Raw genomic sequence first — 14,949 nt, 5'->3', positions numbered from 1 at the left:
AAATTTACAACTGCTCCTTAGAAGGAGTCCCCTCCCTGGAGGGGTAGGGGGTGGGTCACAAAAAACTAAAGCTCCGGGTATAACAACTTCCTCGTCTTCCCCTCAAAACACTTCGCCAGACTCGCCGTCGTGCGCTGCACCGCATTCATCAGCGGACTCTTCTGTCCGTCAATCACCACATCCATTGCCGGTATTGCAAGCAAAGCCTGTTTCATCTTCGGTGTCATGTCCAAAAACTTCCCGTTCATGCGGATGATGTCACAAACTACCTTGTCAACATAAGGCCGGTACGGTTCCATCATATCATCGGCTAAGCAGTAACTGTTGTATTGATTACGATGGTGAATACCAAAGGTGGGCAGCATGCCGCTTGCCACTAAACTTCTCGCCACTAATGCTCTTAGAATCGAATATCCATAATTGAGTAATTGATTGGGAGCGGGGCCGTATCGTTCCCGCCGAAACTCAAGGAAAGCAGGAAACACCCGTTTCCAGTAATAAGCAGCTGCAATGGCTTCGCTGTTATCTGAGTCTCCGCTCTTCACATCTTTGGAAAGCTGGCGTAAATACCCAGCTTCCTCTCGTTCCAGTTGCAATAGGGCAGCTTGGTTAGCTATTTTGGCTGTCACAGTCTGCTGCCACAATTGTTTCTTTAAGGGCACGGTTGCTTCAAGCTGGGCCTGGTGCTTTTGGCTCTGCAAACTGTTGCCGTCTAAATTCAGTAACAGGCCGGTAGGGTGGTGGGTCTGGTCGCAGGTAACCAAAGCTGTATTATTAGCCAAAAGCTTGGCCATCAATGCCTGTGTAATGGTAATTTGCTGGTGGTCGAGGATCAGGATGCCGATATCCTCGATGGGTGCCTGTTTAATTTCACCTGTATCAGGCAACTCAATAATCAGTTGCTCATTGGTGGTTTTCAGGTAGGCGGGGCTACCGAAATAAAGGGTCCGCTTGATCATAGGATTTGGGTTTGCTATGATATAACGGATGACATTTCGTTTTATTATTCAAATATCTTAAAGCGTTACCCTACTTTCACAATCTTCCCTAAATTATTTACTCTTACTTTAATGGGGTTTCTTTGTTTCCACGCATCAATACTTTGAATAATAATGAGCTTGCCCATAGTTTTGGAAAGCATTTCATTTTTCACCCCATTGTATTTATCATCCACTTTAGTTTCAGTGTGAAGCCTGAATTGATAATTTTTATTTGCAATGGCGTTAACTCTGAATAAATTTTGATTGATAAGTTTATAATCATTTGCTTTAATAGCATCATTCAATTCTTCTTCTTTCAGGCCAATCACAAACATTTCATTGCGTTGAATAGAAGATACGAATTGCCATTTGGGTAAAGGCAATTTTTGCAAGAAAGATTCTGAAAATTTATTATCTGACAATGATTCAATTTTATCCCAAACCAAATCTGGTTTTTTAATGATAGTATTCTCCTGTGCCTGATCCCTTTCTTCTCTTGTGAAATGGTGAATAAAAAGTGATTTTCGTTCAACGGCATGCCAAAATGTAACCGGTAGTTCAATCAGTTCGCCTTCTTCATTTTTATACAAAGCAATGTGATGATTGTTCTTTGTAAGTACAAAACCAATTTCTTTTCCCATTTCATCTCTTTTAACGGGCTCAACTGCTTTTAACCCTGTAAAACAGCGAACGGATAAAATTGGGATTTGCATTTCTTCATCAAACCATAAAACTTCCTTGAATGCTTCTTTCTCTTTGTTATTATGTTGTAATAATCTTTCCCTTACCAACTCTTTTACTTTTTCGTCTATAATATAATCCACATCTTTAGCAGTAATGGCAGTAATGGGATATTTAATAACAGCTTCTTCTGAAAAACATGTTCCAAATTTTAGTTCGACTTTATTTTCACTATCTAAAAATATGGGTTGTTTTTTTAGCGAAGCCAAAGCTTTTTTCACATCACCATCGTGCTGACTTAACCTTTCTTCCACAAGAATTTTTATTTTGGCTTTGAAGATCAGTTGTGGATTTTCAAAAAGATATTTTGCCGGATATTTTATAGTCTCATTCTTTTTAAAGTCTTTGGCAAGCGTTTTTATTTTGCCATAAACGCTTTGCTCGCTTAAGGCACCACGTGGCACAATAATACCTTCCTGCACCACTTCTTTCTTTCCATTCTTTTTTATTTTCCGCTTAGCAAGGGTAGCTACTTTTTTCCCCGCTTTATAGGATATTAAAATTTCTTCTACAATACCCTGAACCTGTGCGGTTGTAAATGGTCTTTTTGACACAAGATATTTTTCTAATAGGGTTAATTTCTCGGAGTAGTTGTTGCCACTCACTACCGCATACATTTCGTTTCGGGTATGCTCTGCATTTAATGTGTTCAACCTTTGTATAAATCCTTGCTGTGTACAAGCTACAGCCAATGCATCAATAGCATGATGGCGGTGGTCATCTCTTTTACTCCAGCCAGGAATGATTTCTTTGGTTATGCTATTCCCATTAAAACCAATCGTTATTTCTTCCGTAAGACCCTGTTTCCTGAATCGAGGAAGGGCAAGATTTTGTAAAATTTCACCCCAGCCCCAAAGCCTACGCAAAGTTTCAGTGATGTTGCCGCTGGTGCTATTTACTTCTACACAAACCTTATTTAATATTTGTTTGGCTTTACGGGCTATGTATCTTGATTCCTGCAACTGACGGTTTACAAAATCCTGTGGAATGTCTTCTTTTCGCCATTGTAAACGGTCGAATTTACTTTTGCTGATTTTTCCTGTAAGACAATGAGAGCCTTCGTCAGTTTTGGCTTTATCCGCTCGATCATTTTTATATAGGTCGTTAATCGTTTGGAGGTAGTTGTTAAGAGTTTCACCTCCTTTTGTATTCATAAAATCAAAAGCAGTCATATCTCTTTTCGCACTGTTACAACGGATATGTGCTATGGTTTTATTGGCAAAAGAGTCATCGAAGAACACAGCCTTAGGAATGACATGTTCTACGTCACTTTCTATTCCTTTTAAAAATTGCTCTACTGTAATTGGTGTGTTGCAGTAAAGACATCTCCCGTTTACTTCGTGCCAAAGCCGCCATTTTTCAATATTTTTCCTAGTGGCTTTTATTTGATATTCATTTTGCAATCGCTCAGCAATCTTTTCACTTTGTTTTGTTCGTTGATTAATGGCATTAAAATAGTCATTTCTTTCCTCCTTGCTTTGCTTTAATTCCCTGGCCAGCTCAACTCTTACTTCATCTGGTCTTGGATATTCTTCCATCATCGAGTTAACAACGTTAATCATCTGGTTGAGAATTTTTTCCACGATTGGCTGCCGTAAAGCATTCTTTGGTAGCAAAAAAAGTTTGTCCTGCAACACTTTATTTGCTCTCTCCTGTGCTGTTTCAGAAAAAGAATGGTTATACCCAACTATTTCCATGGCGGTAGAATATGCATGCCCTTTCATCAGACCTGGTAAAATTTTCCGAATGGCTTTTGCTGATTTATTACTGAAACTTCCTGCTGAGAAATCTATCCCGGCTAAAGCCCTAGCATACTCATCGGGAAGATAGAATCGCTTTTTCAAAGCCCTTATCTTTTCTTCTTTTTCTTTGAGGGAATAACAAGTATGCCAAAGTTGGAACAAGGGTTCCTTTTCGCATGTTGCTGAAACCTGCTCTATGGAAATGATTTCTCCGGTACTTTTATTAAGATGATTCCCGGATTCGATTTTTAATTCAAATCTAATTATTTGGTTTTTCTTATCATAACCATCCAGTGCCTTTAAGATGGCTGCCAATGTGAGGTTGCCTTGGATGCCTTTCTTTCTTACATTCTTGTCCGAATAATAACCATCTTTTTTGCTGATTCCTAATATCTGAAACAATTCTGCTTCAGACAGAATACTGTTTGTATTTAAGTGCTCGAATATTTTTTCTTTGAAAGGCGATATATCAACTGTTGGATGCTTTTTGCCGTCTGCTGTTATTCTTTTTATTGTGATAGCATTGATGCTCTCCCAAATTTTTGAAATTTGAAACAAAGGGGAACTTCTAGGTGTAACTTTTGGGCCAACAAAAATTTCTTTTTCGGTTTTGCCATCATTGTGTTTAGTCAGAAAGCCTTCAAATTCGCATACTGAAACCAACCCTTTCTGAGATTTTAGCGGACGTTGATAATAAATAATATGATCTCTTAATTTCAATTTCAGTACTTCAGATAACTGAGTTGGATATTCCTTTTGCTGCCTATTCCATATTGTATTGAATTCTTCAATGTAAGCATCTCTTGGAAATATTTGCTCTTTTATACGATAGTACTTGTTATTCTGCTGATGATCTTTCAACTCTTGGAAGAAGAACTGACCAATAGTTTGTTTCCCTTTTATTTGATAATATCTGCTGTTGATGGTTTCGACCCAGTCTCTTTGTTTTTTATCTGCATCCTCATCTTCTGAACCGTGTTTATAACCCCTTCTTTGATTAAGGTGTAAAAGCAACCTGCCTAATTCAGGCAAACTTATTTTTTCAGTACTAGCTTTGCTTCGTAATCCAAATAGCTGCAACGCTGACAAATCAAATAAGGACCTGTCGGGAAGCAGATTGTTGTTCTTGAGTTCTTGATTTAATAAAGTTCTGCGCAATTGGTAACGGTCGAGACCCTTCCTTGCGGTTCGGTCTTTTGTACGCTGCTGGTTTACGCTTTCTCCAACGCCCTTGCCAAATTCGTCACCTTCTTTATCGGAATAAGGTATTATCCTGCTTCCCATCCCCAAAATTTTGTAGTTATTATCATCATTAATGCGAATAGCAGCCCATCCAATAGAAGCAACCCCTAAATCTAATCCGTAAATAATTTTCATAATTAATATTTAGTTTGGTTCGTTCAGTTTTATCATTATTTTTACTGTGAAGCAAATCACAATAAGGATTATTCCGTTGTGAAAACATTCAAAGCGGCGCAAGTCGCTTTTTTTATTCCCAATAATTTTCCTGAAAAAATCAACAAGCGTAGCAATCCAAAAACGCAGACAATATCATATTCCTCATAGCGTCAGCAGTTAGTAAGTCAGGAAAGTCAAGATACAAAAATTTTGAAATTAAAAAAGCCCTTGCAAACAAATGCAAAGGCTTTTCGGAATTTCCATTGATTCTTATTTCTTATCTAACATCTTTTCAAGCAATGCAATTTTTTCTCTCTCACTTTTTAACAATGCGTCATAAAGCTCAACCATTTTCTCTAATGGATTAAAAGTGCATTGATAGTTCATGTTAATCGCATTATCATTGAACGTGTTTGATATTATATTTATCGCAGTCTCATCCGAAAAACTTTTAATTGCTTCAGCAGGTATTTTCAAAACCTTAGCAATTTTTTCAATCATCTCTTTATCCAACGCTTCCTTCTGCTCCAATGCACTCACCGCCTGTTGGCTCAATCCTAATTCCATTGCTAATGCATCCTGCTTAATACCCAATATCTCACGGATGCGTTTTACATTTCTTCCTTCGTGTATTGTTTTTTCTGTCATTCTGCTAAAGTAATTAATTATTTTTTCTTTTTATAAGAACAGGTAACAGAAACAGTTAGCTGGAAGCATTTAATGAGGGTGATGAATATAGGATGTTCGTGCATGTACAAATGTTCTTCATTACAGTAGTACTTAGCTAAATCAGGGCTGCTGCCGAAACATGGGGGTAATATGTTTCGGCTGTCTTTTGGTTACTTTTGGACAAGCAAAAGTGACAAGAAAAATCGCTTGTAAAGCAAGCTTTGATTCTCACCTAACAATCCTGCCAACACGCAACAAAAAGCTCTGCTCTTCCAATAGGTAAAATACAAATCACCATTTGTAAAACACAACCCCCGCTGGTAGGTTACCACTTCTGCAGTTCCTTCTTTTGTCATCACAATACTCCCATTACTCGAAGCCAGACAGCCACCATGTTCTTTTGAAAAACCTGTTTATTCCCCGCCCTTCTTGCAACACAATAAAAAACATCTGGATATGCAACAGCAACCAAACACTCGCAATGCATTGCAACCCTTTACCATTCATTTATCCTGTAACGATTACAGCATCGAAATGGGAGAACTCGAAGCCCAGCTTGATGCAAAACTGCTCCGCAAAACAACATGGTACAGTCCGCATTTGCAGTTTAAATCATTTCGGGGCAAACAACTAACCCTTATCAACAGTTTCCAGGATCAGCAGTATCTGTTACGAATAGAAGTAGAGCCGGATAAGCTTGCCGTAAGCTGCTCCTGTAACCAGCCTGTCGAAACCTTATGCCTCCACAGTTACCGGGCACTCAGAGATGTTGCCATTTTTAAAAGCAATACCTATTTTAAGCAATTCACTCCCGGTGGTTGGGCAGCTACTGCACTGGCAAACAAAAAAGCATTTGCATTTAATGATTATAAACTTGGGCCGGAAATAGTAACACTTCCACCACACAAAAAAATATACGGGCTTAACAGCAGCCCTGCAGTCACAGAAGATCTTTTGCAACAACCACAGCTTCATTCCGGTAAAGATCAGTTGGTCTGCTACCTCATTCTGAGTTTTTCAAGCAGGCGTACACCACCCATTCTGATGCCCTGTTTGGCTGAACCGGTAAAGGCTGGTCATAAAGCAAAGAGTTTTCGTTCGTTTGCTGAAACTGTTGATGCAAAAAATGAACATTACTTTTCCGATAACCAGAAATTGCTCAACAGGCTTTGTTTAGAGATGTTGAAAGAAGTGGAGAAACTGGAAAAAGAAATAGAGTGGCATGGCCATGTATGGCATTGGGAGCATTATCATAAACTGTTTCAACTGTGGAAGCAATCCTGGCCACTGTTATGCTCTCAGTCGCAGGTTTATTACTCGCATTTATACTGGCTTAAATATCTCAAAGATAAACCACGCCTCCGTGAAACCATTCCTATCACCGTTTCACCGGAAATAGTACATCCAAAGTTTGAGGTCAAAAAATATCCCGATCATCAGCGCTTGTCCATGCACATCCCACATCAAAATAAACAACTCCGTTCAGAAGCGGGTATTCTTCCCTTCTTTGTCAATTGTCCGGATACAGATTGTTTTTATCTATTGCCCACACTTGCCATGGCACAACTCGTTTCCCAAATGCACGACGCAGGTCCCTTTATTTCAGTATTCAAACAGCAATCCAAATCCTTTCAAAAAGAAGTAATCACGCCACTCACCAAACAAGGCCTTTTAGTCATTGCAAAAAACAAACATCCAAAACCCAAACAGCAAAAATCAAATCAAACACAAATAACAAGAAGAAAAAAGTAATGCCAATTATTAGTCAACCTAGTACACATGAAGTGATAGTGTACGTACAATTGCATTTAACTACAGTAGCAATGACGTTTAATCAGGGCGGTTGCCGAAACATGGGGGTAATATGTTTCGGCTTGACTTTTTGGTTCTTTTGTGTCAAGACAAAAGAACGAATAGTTGTGCTGGCACAACATTCCCTTAACCTTCAATAAACAAAGCATCCATGTCAGCCTTCACCATCTACCATCACTGCAAAGAATCCATTGAACTGCAACAAACCTATTGGGTAAATGCGATTCTGCAATCAGCAAATCCCGACATGATCTTTCTGCTCGGAGCATCCCGGCACCGTCGGAGAAGCGAAAGCATTTTTCAATACAGCACACCTACCTCACAACACATTGGCGACCTCTTTTTACTCATTCTCATAAGCAATCTCGGAAACAAAACTTTACAGGATTGGCAGGATAAAATTGAAGCCAACTGCCGCCATTTGGGTACAGGTTCGGTGTGGGTGTTGTCAACCAATAGTTTTCACGAGTGGTTAAAGCAAGGCCATACGTTCGCTATGCAGGTATGGCAAAAAGCCGTTAGGTGGCACAACAATGGCGTCATCACAGAAGCATCAGTTCCAATCGTCGTTAAACCTGTTGATGAAGTAGAAATCGAAAAGAACCAGATAGCTGGTAAAAACAGGGCGAAGGAATTTTTGGTAGGTGCAGAATTGTTTGTAGCACGTAAGCAATACAGCATGGCTGCATTTATGTTGCACCAATGTGCGGAGCAAACCCTCATTACATTGGTGAAAGTAAATACAGGATACCACGCCAATACACATAGCATCGACCGGCTCTTACGCTTGGCAGAACTGGTATCGTATCAAATAAGAGATAGGCTCCCACGTACAACCGAACAACAAAAATATTTCTTCAGCCTGTTGCAAAAAGCATACATCGATGCACGCTATAAAGCCGACTACAAAGCAACAGAAGCCGACTTGCTTTACCTGCTGCCTAAAGTGAAGGGTATCGTAGAATTATTAGAGTAGTATTTAGTCAAACCTGAAAGAAACTTTTCCGCCGCCTGTTCTTCCCGCCGGTTATAATCAACATTGTTACAAAAAAATTATTACATGAGTACACTTCCTGAAATCCATCGGGATTACAAACAACTGCTCACTGAAAATCCAACAAAAAAACAACTCTGGAAAATTGTCAACGATTTCATTCGCTTCTATTCTGCCGAGGGTATTAAGAATGAACTATGGTTACTTACTGTTGGTATACTCTCAAGTGATCAGATGGAGGAAGTGGATAAAGGCATTGACAGGCACAACCGCATTTTCTTTTATGAACACAGTTTACTTTTTATTGATGCAGTGAACCAGCTATACCTGCAGCAAAAACACATAAAAAACAAACCTCACAACGGGAAGAAGAAAAACACTGCAAAAAAATAGAGCTTCTGCATTCCCATCTAAACGTAAAAAAATCATTGCAGGAATAGCATATAATTCATTCGTATTTATTCTTGTAATTCATAACTTTTAATAATCTGCGTTCATTTGTGTTCATCTGCGGCCAACTCCCGCTTCACCATACTCACAACCTCTCTGAATTTGTCTCTGCTTCGTTCATGTTGCGGCACAATCTGCCGGTAAATGGCAGAAGCAATCTTCGACGCATTCCCCATCTGATTAGCATGCCGCATCGTCTCTGCAAACGCAGGATCATGTTTCACCCGTTCAGCGGATAGTGAACTCTTCTCCCTTGCATAATACACACCGTCCATGCAGTAAAAGCAAATACGGTCAATAGTTCCTGTTATCCGGAATACTCCAATTTGTTTTGCCATGTACACAAAATAGAAAACCTGCTTAAAGCACAAAAACCGAATGGCCGTTTTTACCGCTTTTTGCCACTTTTGAGCATTTTTGCCACTTTTTGAATAGCGGCCCAATCCCCGCAATTTAAAAATTAGCTTATAGGTACTCGCAGGATACTTCCACACATAAGGTACCTTACCCCGTATTAAAAGCGCTCAAAAGTTATCTGCTCTCTCAGATCTATACAGCCTTTTTAAGAACACAAGGCTAAATCAAAAAATGCTTTTGAAATTGGTTGGCTCAAAAACAGGAAACCTTTATCTTTGCCGCCCATTAGCCGGGGTAGCTCAGCTGGTTAGAGCATCGGATTCATAACCCGAAGGTCGGCAGTTCAAGTCTGCTCTCCGGTACTAATAGAAAAGTCCTCCAACTGGAGGACTTTTTCGTTATAAACTTTATAGAAGGGTGTTGTATGCGTTTGTGACTACTCACCACTCACCATTCATCACTCACGTGATTTCTAATTCGTTCTTCCGGGATAAACTTTCAAGGCTTCTTCCAAGCAATCCATCGCTTGGTCCAATGCCGTAAGATTGAGCACATAGGCCAGCCTCACTTCCTGTTTTCCAAGTCCGGGTGTGCCATAAAACCCTGTTGCAGGTGCCAGCATCAAAGTTTGGCCATTGTAAGAAAATGATTCAAGCAACCACTGACAGAATTTATCACTATCGTCAATGGGCAATTTAGCCATAGCATAGAACGCACCGCCGGGGTTGGGGCAAACCACACCAGGCATCGCATTCAGTCGTTTCACCAATAGATTTCTGCGGGAGAGGTATTCAGCTTTTGGCGCTTCAAAATAAGTTTCGGGCAGATCGATCGCAGCTTCACCCATAATCTGTGCCAAACCGGGCGGGCTCAACCTTGCCTGAGCAAATTTCATAGCAGCATCATACACCGCTTTATTCTTTGTAACCAATGCGCCAAGTCTTGCTCCGCAAGCACTGTATCGTTTACTGATGGTATCCATCAACACTACGTGCTGTTCAAGTCCTTCAACATGTAAGGCACTTACATATTCACCATCATAACAAAATTCACGGTAAGCTTCATCACTGAAGAGGTAGAGGTTATATTTCAAACAAAGGTCTTTCAGCTTATACATTTCTTCTTTGCTGTATAAATAGCCGGTTGGATTATTCGGACTGCAGATGATGATGCCCTTTGTTTTTGCTGTAATTACTTTTTCAAAATCTTCTATAGGAGGTAATGCAAAACCTGTTTCTATTGTTGAAGTAATAGGTACAACATTTACTCCCGCTGCACATGCAAATCCATTGTAGTTTGCATAAAACGGTTCAGGTACGATCACTTCATCACCGGGATTTAAACAGGTAAGAAAGCCAAACATAATGGCTTCGCTACCGCCTGTGGTGATCATGATCTGGTCGTAATTCACATCAATACCCACTTTTTTATAATACTGTACCAGTTTGCGGCGATAGCTTTCGTTACCGGCGCTGTGGCTGTATTCAAGCACTTTAATATCGGTATTACGCACAGCATCAAGAATAGCAGGGGGCGTTTCAATATCGGGCTGGCCAATATTTAAATGGAACACTTTGATGCCTTTCTTCTTTGCAGCTTCTGCAAAAGGAACTAATTTCCTGATAGGCGAGGGCGGCATTTGTTCGCCACGTTTACTGATTTCTAACATGCGGGCAAAGATAGGGTTGGTACTTACAATTATTAGTATTGAAAACAAAAAAGCCTCCGAAAAATCCGGAGGCTCGTTATAAATGGAGATGGTTTATTTATTGTTCAACATTACCTAAAATGGTAAGAACCTGCTCCTGATCAACCCCCAGCAATTTTACTCTTACTTGCTTTGAGAATTTGCCTGGCGTTGCCGCATTATACGTAGCAGTGATAGTACCACTTTTACCCGGTTTAATGGGTTCTTTTGTGTAATCAGATTTAGTGCAACCGCAACCTGGAGTTACAGTTTCGATCACCACATCTTCTTTACTGTTATTGGTGAATGTAAATGTTGCTGTAACCGGACTGTTTAATTTGGCTTTACCAAGGTCAACAGTTTCACTTGTAAACTTAACGAGGTCAGCTGGTTTTTTTGATTGTGCATTCAAGGCAGTGAAAACAAATAGTGCTACAAAGGCGATCATGAACTGTTTCATCGTATACTGATTTTATTTTTATTGTTTAAAGATATTTAATGCCTGGTTTGTTGGAGCCGATTGGTCAGGGGTTTTCCAAACTGTTCCTTTAATGTTCATCACTTTTACTTCTCCGTTATTATAATATATAGTGATCGTTTTATCGAACACACCTTCAGCAGCAGCATTGTAACCAACCTTAATGGTTGTTTTGCCACCAGCTGCAACAGCTGCCTTACTCCACTCAGGAGTGGTACAACCGCAGGATGCTTGTACGTTATCGATCTTCAATGAATCTTTACCTATATTTTCAACTGTAAACAAGTGTGTTACAGGTTTCCCTTGTGGGATCTTTCCAAAATCAAATGTTGTTTCAGAAAGTTTAATGGTTTCTGGTTTTGGAGCAGGAGTGGCGGGGGGGGTAGCAGTGCTGTGGTTGTGCCCATCGTGGTTTTGAGCTATGCCTGCAAAGCCCAAAAGTAAACCGGCACAAATGGTAATAACATGTTTTTTCATCAGTTTATTTTTATATTTTTTATTGGTCAGATGTTATTCGCCTTAAAAATTATCATCGTCCTGGATAATTAACACGATAATTTTTAGGGTTCATTTCATAAATGCTTTTATTAGAGTTGTAAAAGTAAGTATTAGTACAGACAGTTCATAACCCCGTATGGTTGCCTTTCACAAAATTTTATTAGTGGCAATTGGCCCGGAATTTTCATAGATTGAGGCCGAATTTTACCTTCCTCACGGTTTTTCACAGTAAACGGGTTGTTTTCACCAAATCGGCTTACAAGTGTTAACGTGGGAGCAAATCATTTATTTTTGCCGCATGGAATCAACCACTAACGAAACCTTGCAACTCCAGCAGCTCTCTTTTGAGCATTTTCAGCGGGAAGTGTTACAGGATTACCGCATCGCCTGCCTCAGTCGTGAAGCCAGCCTTCTTGGCCGTAAAGAAGTGCTTACAGGCAAGGCCAAGTTTGGCATTTTTGGCGATGGTAAGGAAGTGCCGCAGCTTGCAATGGCCAAGTTTTTCCAGCCGGGCGATTTTTACAGTGGTTATTACCGTGACCAAACCTTTGCGTTTGCTACAGGTGTGGCAACGTTAAAAGAATTCTTCGCTCAGCTTTATGCTGATCCGGATACTGCTCATGATCCACACAGTGCAGGTCGCCAGATGAATTCTCACTTTGCATCTGAATTTGTAGATGCAAATGGTCATGTGGTTGACCTGGTGAACAGAAAAAATCTTACTTCAGGCATGGCGCCGACAGCAGCACAAATGCCACGTTCGGTTGGTTTGGCCTTAGCATCAAAATTATTCCGTCATTCAGATGTGTTGAAACAGTTCACACAACTTTCAAATAAAGGCAATGAGGTTTGCTTTGCTACTATTGGCGATGCATCAACAAGCGAGGGACATTTCTGGGAAACCATCAATGCAGCTGCGGTGCAACAGATTCCTTTAGCAGTGTTTATCTGGGATGATGGTTATGGCATTTCTGTTCCTAAAAAATACCAGACAACCAAAGGTTCTATTTCGGAAGCCTTGAAAGGGTTTCAGAAAAAAGATGGTACCACAGGTATTGAAATTTATAAAGTGAAGGCATGGGATTATGCCGGCATGTGCGAAGTGTTTGAAGCAGGTATAGAAAAGATACGTGCAACACATACACCTGCATTGTTTCATGTGGAAGAAGTAACACAACCACAAGGTCATTCAACTTCGGGTAGTCATGAACGTTACAAAACAACTGATCGTTTACAATGGGAGCGTGAGTGGGATTGTATTAAGAAATTCAAAGAGTGGATCATTGAAAATAATTTGGCGGATGAAGATCAACTAAGCGCCATTGAGCGTGAGACAAAGGAATTTGCTCGCAACGAAAAGAATGAAGCGTGGAAGGAATTTGAATTGCCTATCAAAGAACAGGTTACCGAAGTGGTTGCTGCATTGCAACAGGCAGCTGCATTATCTTCCAACAAAGAAGAAGTTGAAATGGTGATCAGTGAATTGAAAAAACTTCGTGAGCCTAACCGTCGTGATGTGATGAGTGCCTTGTATAAAGGAATTTCTATGGCAGGAGTTCCTTCTGTTGCAAATGAACTTTATAAAAAGTTGCAGAAGGAAAACGAAATACTCTTCAGTTCGCATTTGTATCATGAAGGTGCAGCGAGTGCCATGAAAGTTGCTGAGGTAAAAGCAGAATATGCGGCTGATGCTTCCTTATTGAATGGGTATGAAATTCTAAACCGCTATTTCGATCAATTATTTTCCATCAATCCAAAGGCAGTTGCGTTTGGTGAGGATCTTGGTTTTATTGGTGATGTGAACCAGGGCTTTGCCGGCTTACAAACAAAACATGGCGAGAACCGCATTTTTGATACAGGCATTCGTGAGTTGACCATCATGGGACAAGGCATCGGTCTGGCAATGCGTGGTCTTCGTCCAATTGCAGAAATTCAATACCTCGATTATTTAGTATATGGCTTGCAACCACTCACTGATGATGTGGCAACCTTACAATACCGCACGGCAGGCAGGCAAAGTGCACCGTTGATCGTTCGTTCAAGAGGTCATCGTTTGGAAGGCATCTGGCACAGCGGTTCACCAATGGGTATGATCATTAACAGCCTTCGTGGAATGTATGTATGTGTGCCACGCAACATGGTGCAGGCGGCGGGTATGTACAATACATTGTTGCAAAGTAATGAACCGGGTTTAGTGATCGAATGTTTGAATGGTTATCGATTAAAAGAAAAAATGCCTTCTAATCTTTCGTCATTCACTGTGCCGATGGGTGTACCGGAAGTGGTGAGACAAGGAACAGATATTACAATTGTATCATACGGTTCCATTCTCCGCATTATTGATGATGCAGCACAACAGCTGGAACGTTTTGGTATCAGTTGTGAAATTATTGATGTGCAAACACTCCTGCCTTTTGATGTAAGTCATGTTATTCTTGAATCATTAAAGAAAACAAATCGCATCGCTTTCATTGATGAAGATGTACCCGGAGGTGCAGCAGCTTATATGTTCAATAAAGTAATGGAAGAACAAGGCGGTTATAAATATCTTGATGTAGCTCCACGTACCATCACCGGTAAGGCACATCGTCCGGGCTACGGTAGCGACGGTGATTACTTCAGTAAACCCAATGTAGAAGAGATCATGACGGTATTGCAGGAAATGATGAGGGAGTAAGTTGGGAATAGGCAAAAGGCAATCGTCAATTGGCAATGATCAATGTTGAAGTAGTTTGTAACCAAATATCAATGACATGGCTGCTAAAACTGTGAAGGATACCAAAGTGTATAAGCTTGCTTTTTCCCTTGCTATGCAGATTTTTCATCTGACCAAATCATTTCCAAAAGAGGAAACATATTCTCTTACCGATCAGATCAGACGCTCATCACGCAGCGTTTGTATTTGTTTACGAGAAGCCTATCGAAAGAAAATATATCCTGCGCATTTCGTTGCCAAGGTGTCGGATTCAGATATGGAAAATTCAGAAACGGAGGGCTGGCTTGAATTTGCATTGGCCTGTCAATATATTTCTCAAGATAAGTATGATAATTTGTGTGATTTGAGTAATCAAGTTGGAAAACTCTTGAATCACATGCTTAACAATCCCGACAAATATTAAGAAGGCCTCTTGTTTTTCTTGCTT

The 14,949-nt window shown here is 40.2% G+C and carries 12 protein-coding genes and 1 tRNA gene; 6 read left to right on the top strand and 7 right to left on the bottom strand.

The features are described from left to right. Positions 1 to 65 precede the first annotated feature (65 nt). The 3 genes from cas1 to WG954_RS20230 form a co-directional block, all read right to left on the bottom strand. Complete coding sequence (gene cas1, locus WG954_RS20240) at positions 66 to 959, bottom strand: type II CRISPR-associated endonuclease Cas1 (protein WP_340438827.1); 894 nt, start codon at positions 957 to 959, stop codon at positions 66 to 68. A 65-nt stretch (positions 960 to 1,024) separates the two neighbouring features. Beyond that, the gene (gene cas9 / locus WG954_RS20235; RefSeq protein ID WP_340438825.1) at positions 1,025 to 4,840 is read right to left on the bottom strand and encodes a type II CRISPR RNA-guided endonuclease Cas9; all 3,816 of its coding nucleotides are present in this window, start codon (positions 4,838 to 4,840) and stop codon (positions 1,025 to 1,027) included. Between the two features lie 291 nt (positions 4,841 to 5,131). Continuing rightward, complete coding sequence (locus WG954_RS20230; protein ID WP_340438824.1) at positions 5,132 to 5,509, bottom strand: helix-turn-helix domain-containing protein; 378 nt, start codon at positions 5,507 to 5,509, stop codon at positions 5,132 to 5,134. Between the two features lie 477 nt (positions 5,510 to 5,986). Here WG954_RS20230 and WG954_RS20225 point away from each other — a divergent pair, with 477 nt between their 5' ends. From WG954_RS20225 to WG954_RS20215, 3 genes are all read left to right on the top strand, one after another. Then, positions 5,987 to 7,282, top strand: a complete 1,296-nt coding sequence (locus tag WG954_RS20225) for a hypothetical protein (protein ID WP_340438823.1) — start codon at positions 5,987 to 5,989, stop codon at positions 7,280 to 7,282. A gap of 211 nt (positions 7,283 to 7,493) precedes the next feature. Continuing rightward, positions 7,494 to 8,318 (top strand): HEPN domain-containing protein, encoded by an 825-nt coding sequence (locus tag WG954_RS20220; protein WP_340438821.1) that lies wholly within the window; start codon positions 7,494 to 7,496, stop codon positions 8,316 to 8,318. A gap of 84 nt (positions 8,319 to 8,402) precedes the next feature. Beyond that, entirely contained in the window at positions 8,403 to 8,729 is a 327-nt protein-coding gene (locus tag WG954_RS20215; RefSeq protein WP_340438819.1) for a hypothetical protein, read from the top strand. A gap of 101 nt (positions 8,730 to 8,830) precedes the next feature. Here WG954_RS20215 and WG954_RS20210 read toward each other — a convergent pair whose 3' ends face one another. After that, positions 8,831 to 9,124 carry a hypothetical protein gene (locus tag WG954_RS20210; protein WP_340438817.1) on the bottom strand — a complete coding sequence of 98 codons (294 nt, stop codon included), beginning with the start codon at positions 9,122 to 9,124 and terminating at the stop codon, positions 8,831 to 8,833. A 307-nt stretch (positions 9,125 to 9,431) separates the two neighbouring features. On the opposite strand from WG954_RS20210, the gene WG954_RS20205 reads away from it, so the two are divergent. Next, a tRNA-Met gene (locus WG954_RS20205) sits at positions 9,432 to 9,505 on the top strand. Between the two features lie 110 nt (positions 9,506 to 9,615). On the opposite strand, the gene WG954_RS20200 is transcribed toward WG954_RS20205, so the two are convergent. From WG954_RS20200 to WG954_RS20190, 3 genes are all read right to left on the bottom strand, one after another. Continuing rightward, a complete protein-coding gene (locus WG954_RS20200; protein WP_340438815.1) occupies positions 9,616 to 10,812 on the bottom strand; it encodes a pyridoxal phosphate-dependent aminotransferase in 1,197 nt (398 codons plus the stop codon). Between the two features lie 97 nt (positions 10,813 to 10,909). Beyond that, a complete protein-coding gene (locus WG954_RS20195) occupies positions 10,910 to 11,290 on the bottom strand; it encodes a DUF1573 domain-containing protein (RefSeq protein ID WP_340438814.1) in 381 nt (126 codons plus the stop codon). Positions 11,291 to 11,308: 18 nt separating this feature from the next. Then, complete coding sequence (locus tag WG954_RS20190) at positions 11,309 to 11,785, bottom strand: DUF1573 domain-containing protein (RefSeq protein WP_340438812.1); 477 nt, start codon at positions 11,783 to 11,785, stop codon at positions 11,309 to 11,311. Between the two features lie 319 nt (positions 11,786 to 12,104). On the opposite strand from WG954_RS20190, the gene WG954_RS20185 reads away from it, so the two are divergent. Beyond that, positions 12,105 to 14,483, top strand: a complete 2,379-nt coding sequence (locus WG954_RS20185; RefSeq protein ID WP_340438811.1) for an alpha-ketoacid dehydrogenase subunit alpha/beta — start codon at positions 12,105 to 12,107, stop codon at positions 14,481 to 14,483. A 76-nt stretch (positions 14,484 to 14,559) separates the two neighbouring features. Next, entirely contained in the window at positions 14,560 to 14,925 is a 366-nt protein-coding gene (locus WG954_RS20180) for a four helix bundle protein (RefSeq protein WP_340438810.1), read from the top strand. The last annotated feature ends 24 nt before the right edge of the window (positions 14,926 to 14,949 follow it).

The organism is Lacibacter sp. H375 (assembly GCF_037892425.1).
In the GTDB taxonomy this organism is placed as follows: Bacteria; Bacteroidota; Bacteroidia; order Chitinophagales; family Chitinophagaceae; genus Lacibacter.
This window is presented reverse-complemented; position numbering and strand designations above follow the sequence as displayed.

Bases quoted from the DNA above. Each gene is read 5' to 3' on its own strand.
- cas1 (WP_340438827.1), bottom strand. From the start codon at position 959: ATGATCAAGCGGACCCTTTATTTCGGTAGCCCCGCCTACCTGAAAACC.
- cas9 (WP_340438825.1), bottom strand. From the start codon at position 4,840: ATGAAAATTATTTACGGATTAGATTTAGGGGTTGCTTCTATTGGATGG.
- WG954_RS20230 (WP_340438824.1), bottom strand. From the start codon at position 5,509: ATGACAGAAAAAACAATACACGAAGGAAGAAATGTAAAACGCATCCGT.
- WG954_RS20225 (WP_340438823.1), top strand. From the start codon at position 5,987: ATGCAACAGCAACCAAACACTCGCAATGCATTGCAACCCTTTACCATT.
- WG954_RS20220 (WP_340438821.1), top strand. From the start codon at position 7,494: ATGTCAGCCTTCACCATCTACCATCACTGCAAAGAATCCATTGAACTG.
- WG954_RS20215 (WP_340438819.1), top strand. From the start codon at position 8,403: ATGAGTACACTTCCTGAAATCCATCGGGATTACAAACAACTGCTCACT.
- WG954_RS20210 (WP_340438817.1), bottom strand. From the start codon at position 9,124: ATGGCAAAACAAATTGGAGTATTCCGGATAACAGGAACTATTGACCGT.
- WG954_RS20200 (WP_340438815.1), bottom strand. From the start codon at position 10,812: ATGTTAGAAATCAGTAAACGTGGCGAACAAATGCCGCCCTCGCCTATC.
- WG954_RS20195 (WP_340438814.1), bottom strand. From the start codon at position 11,290: ATGAAACAGTTCATGATCGCCTTTGTAGCACTATTTGTTTTCACTGCC.
- WG954_RS20190 (WP_340438812.1), bottom strand. From the start codon at position 11,785: ATGAAAAAACATGTTATTACCATTTGTGCCGGTTTACTTTTGGGCTTT.
- WG954_RS20185 (WP_340438811.1), top strand. From the start codon at position 12,105: ATGGAATCAACCACTAACGAAACCTTGCAACTCCAGCAGCTCTCTTTT.
- WG954_RS20180 (WP_340438810.1), top strand. From the start codon at position 14,560: ATGGCTGCTAAAACTGTGAAGGATACCAAAGTGTATAAGCTTGCTTTT.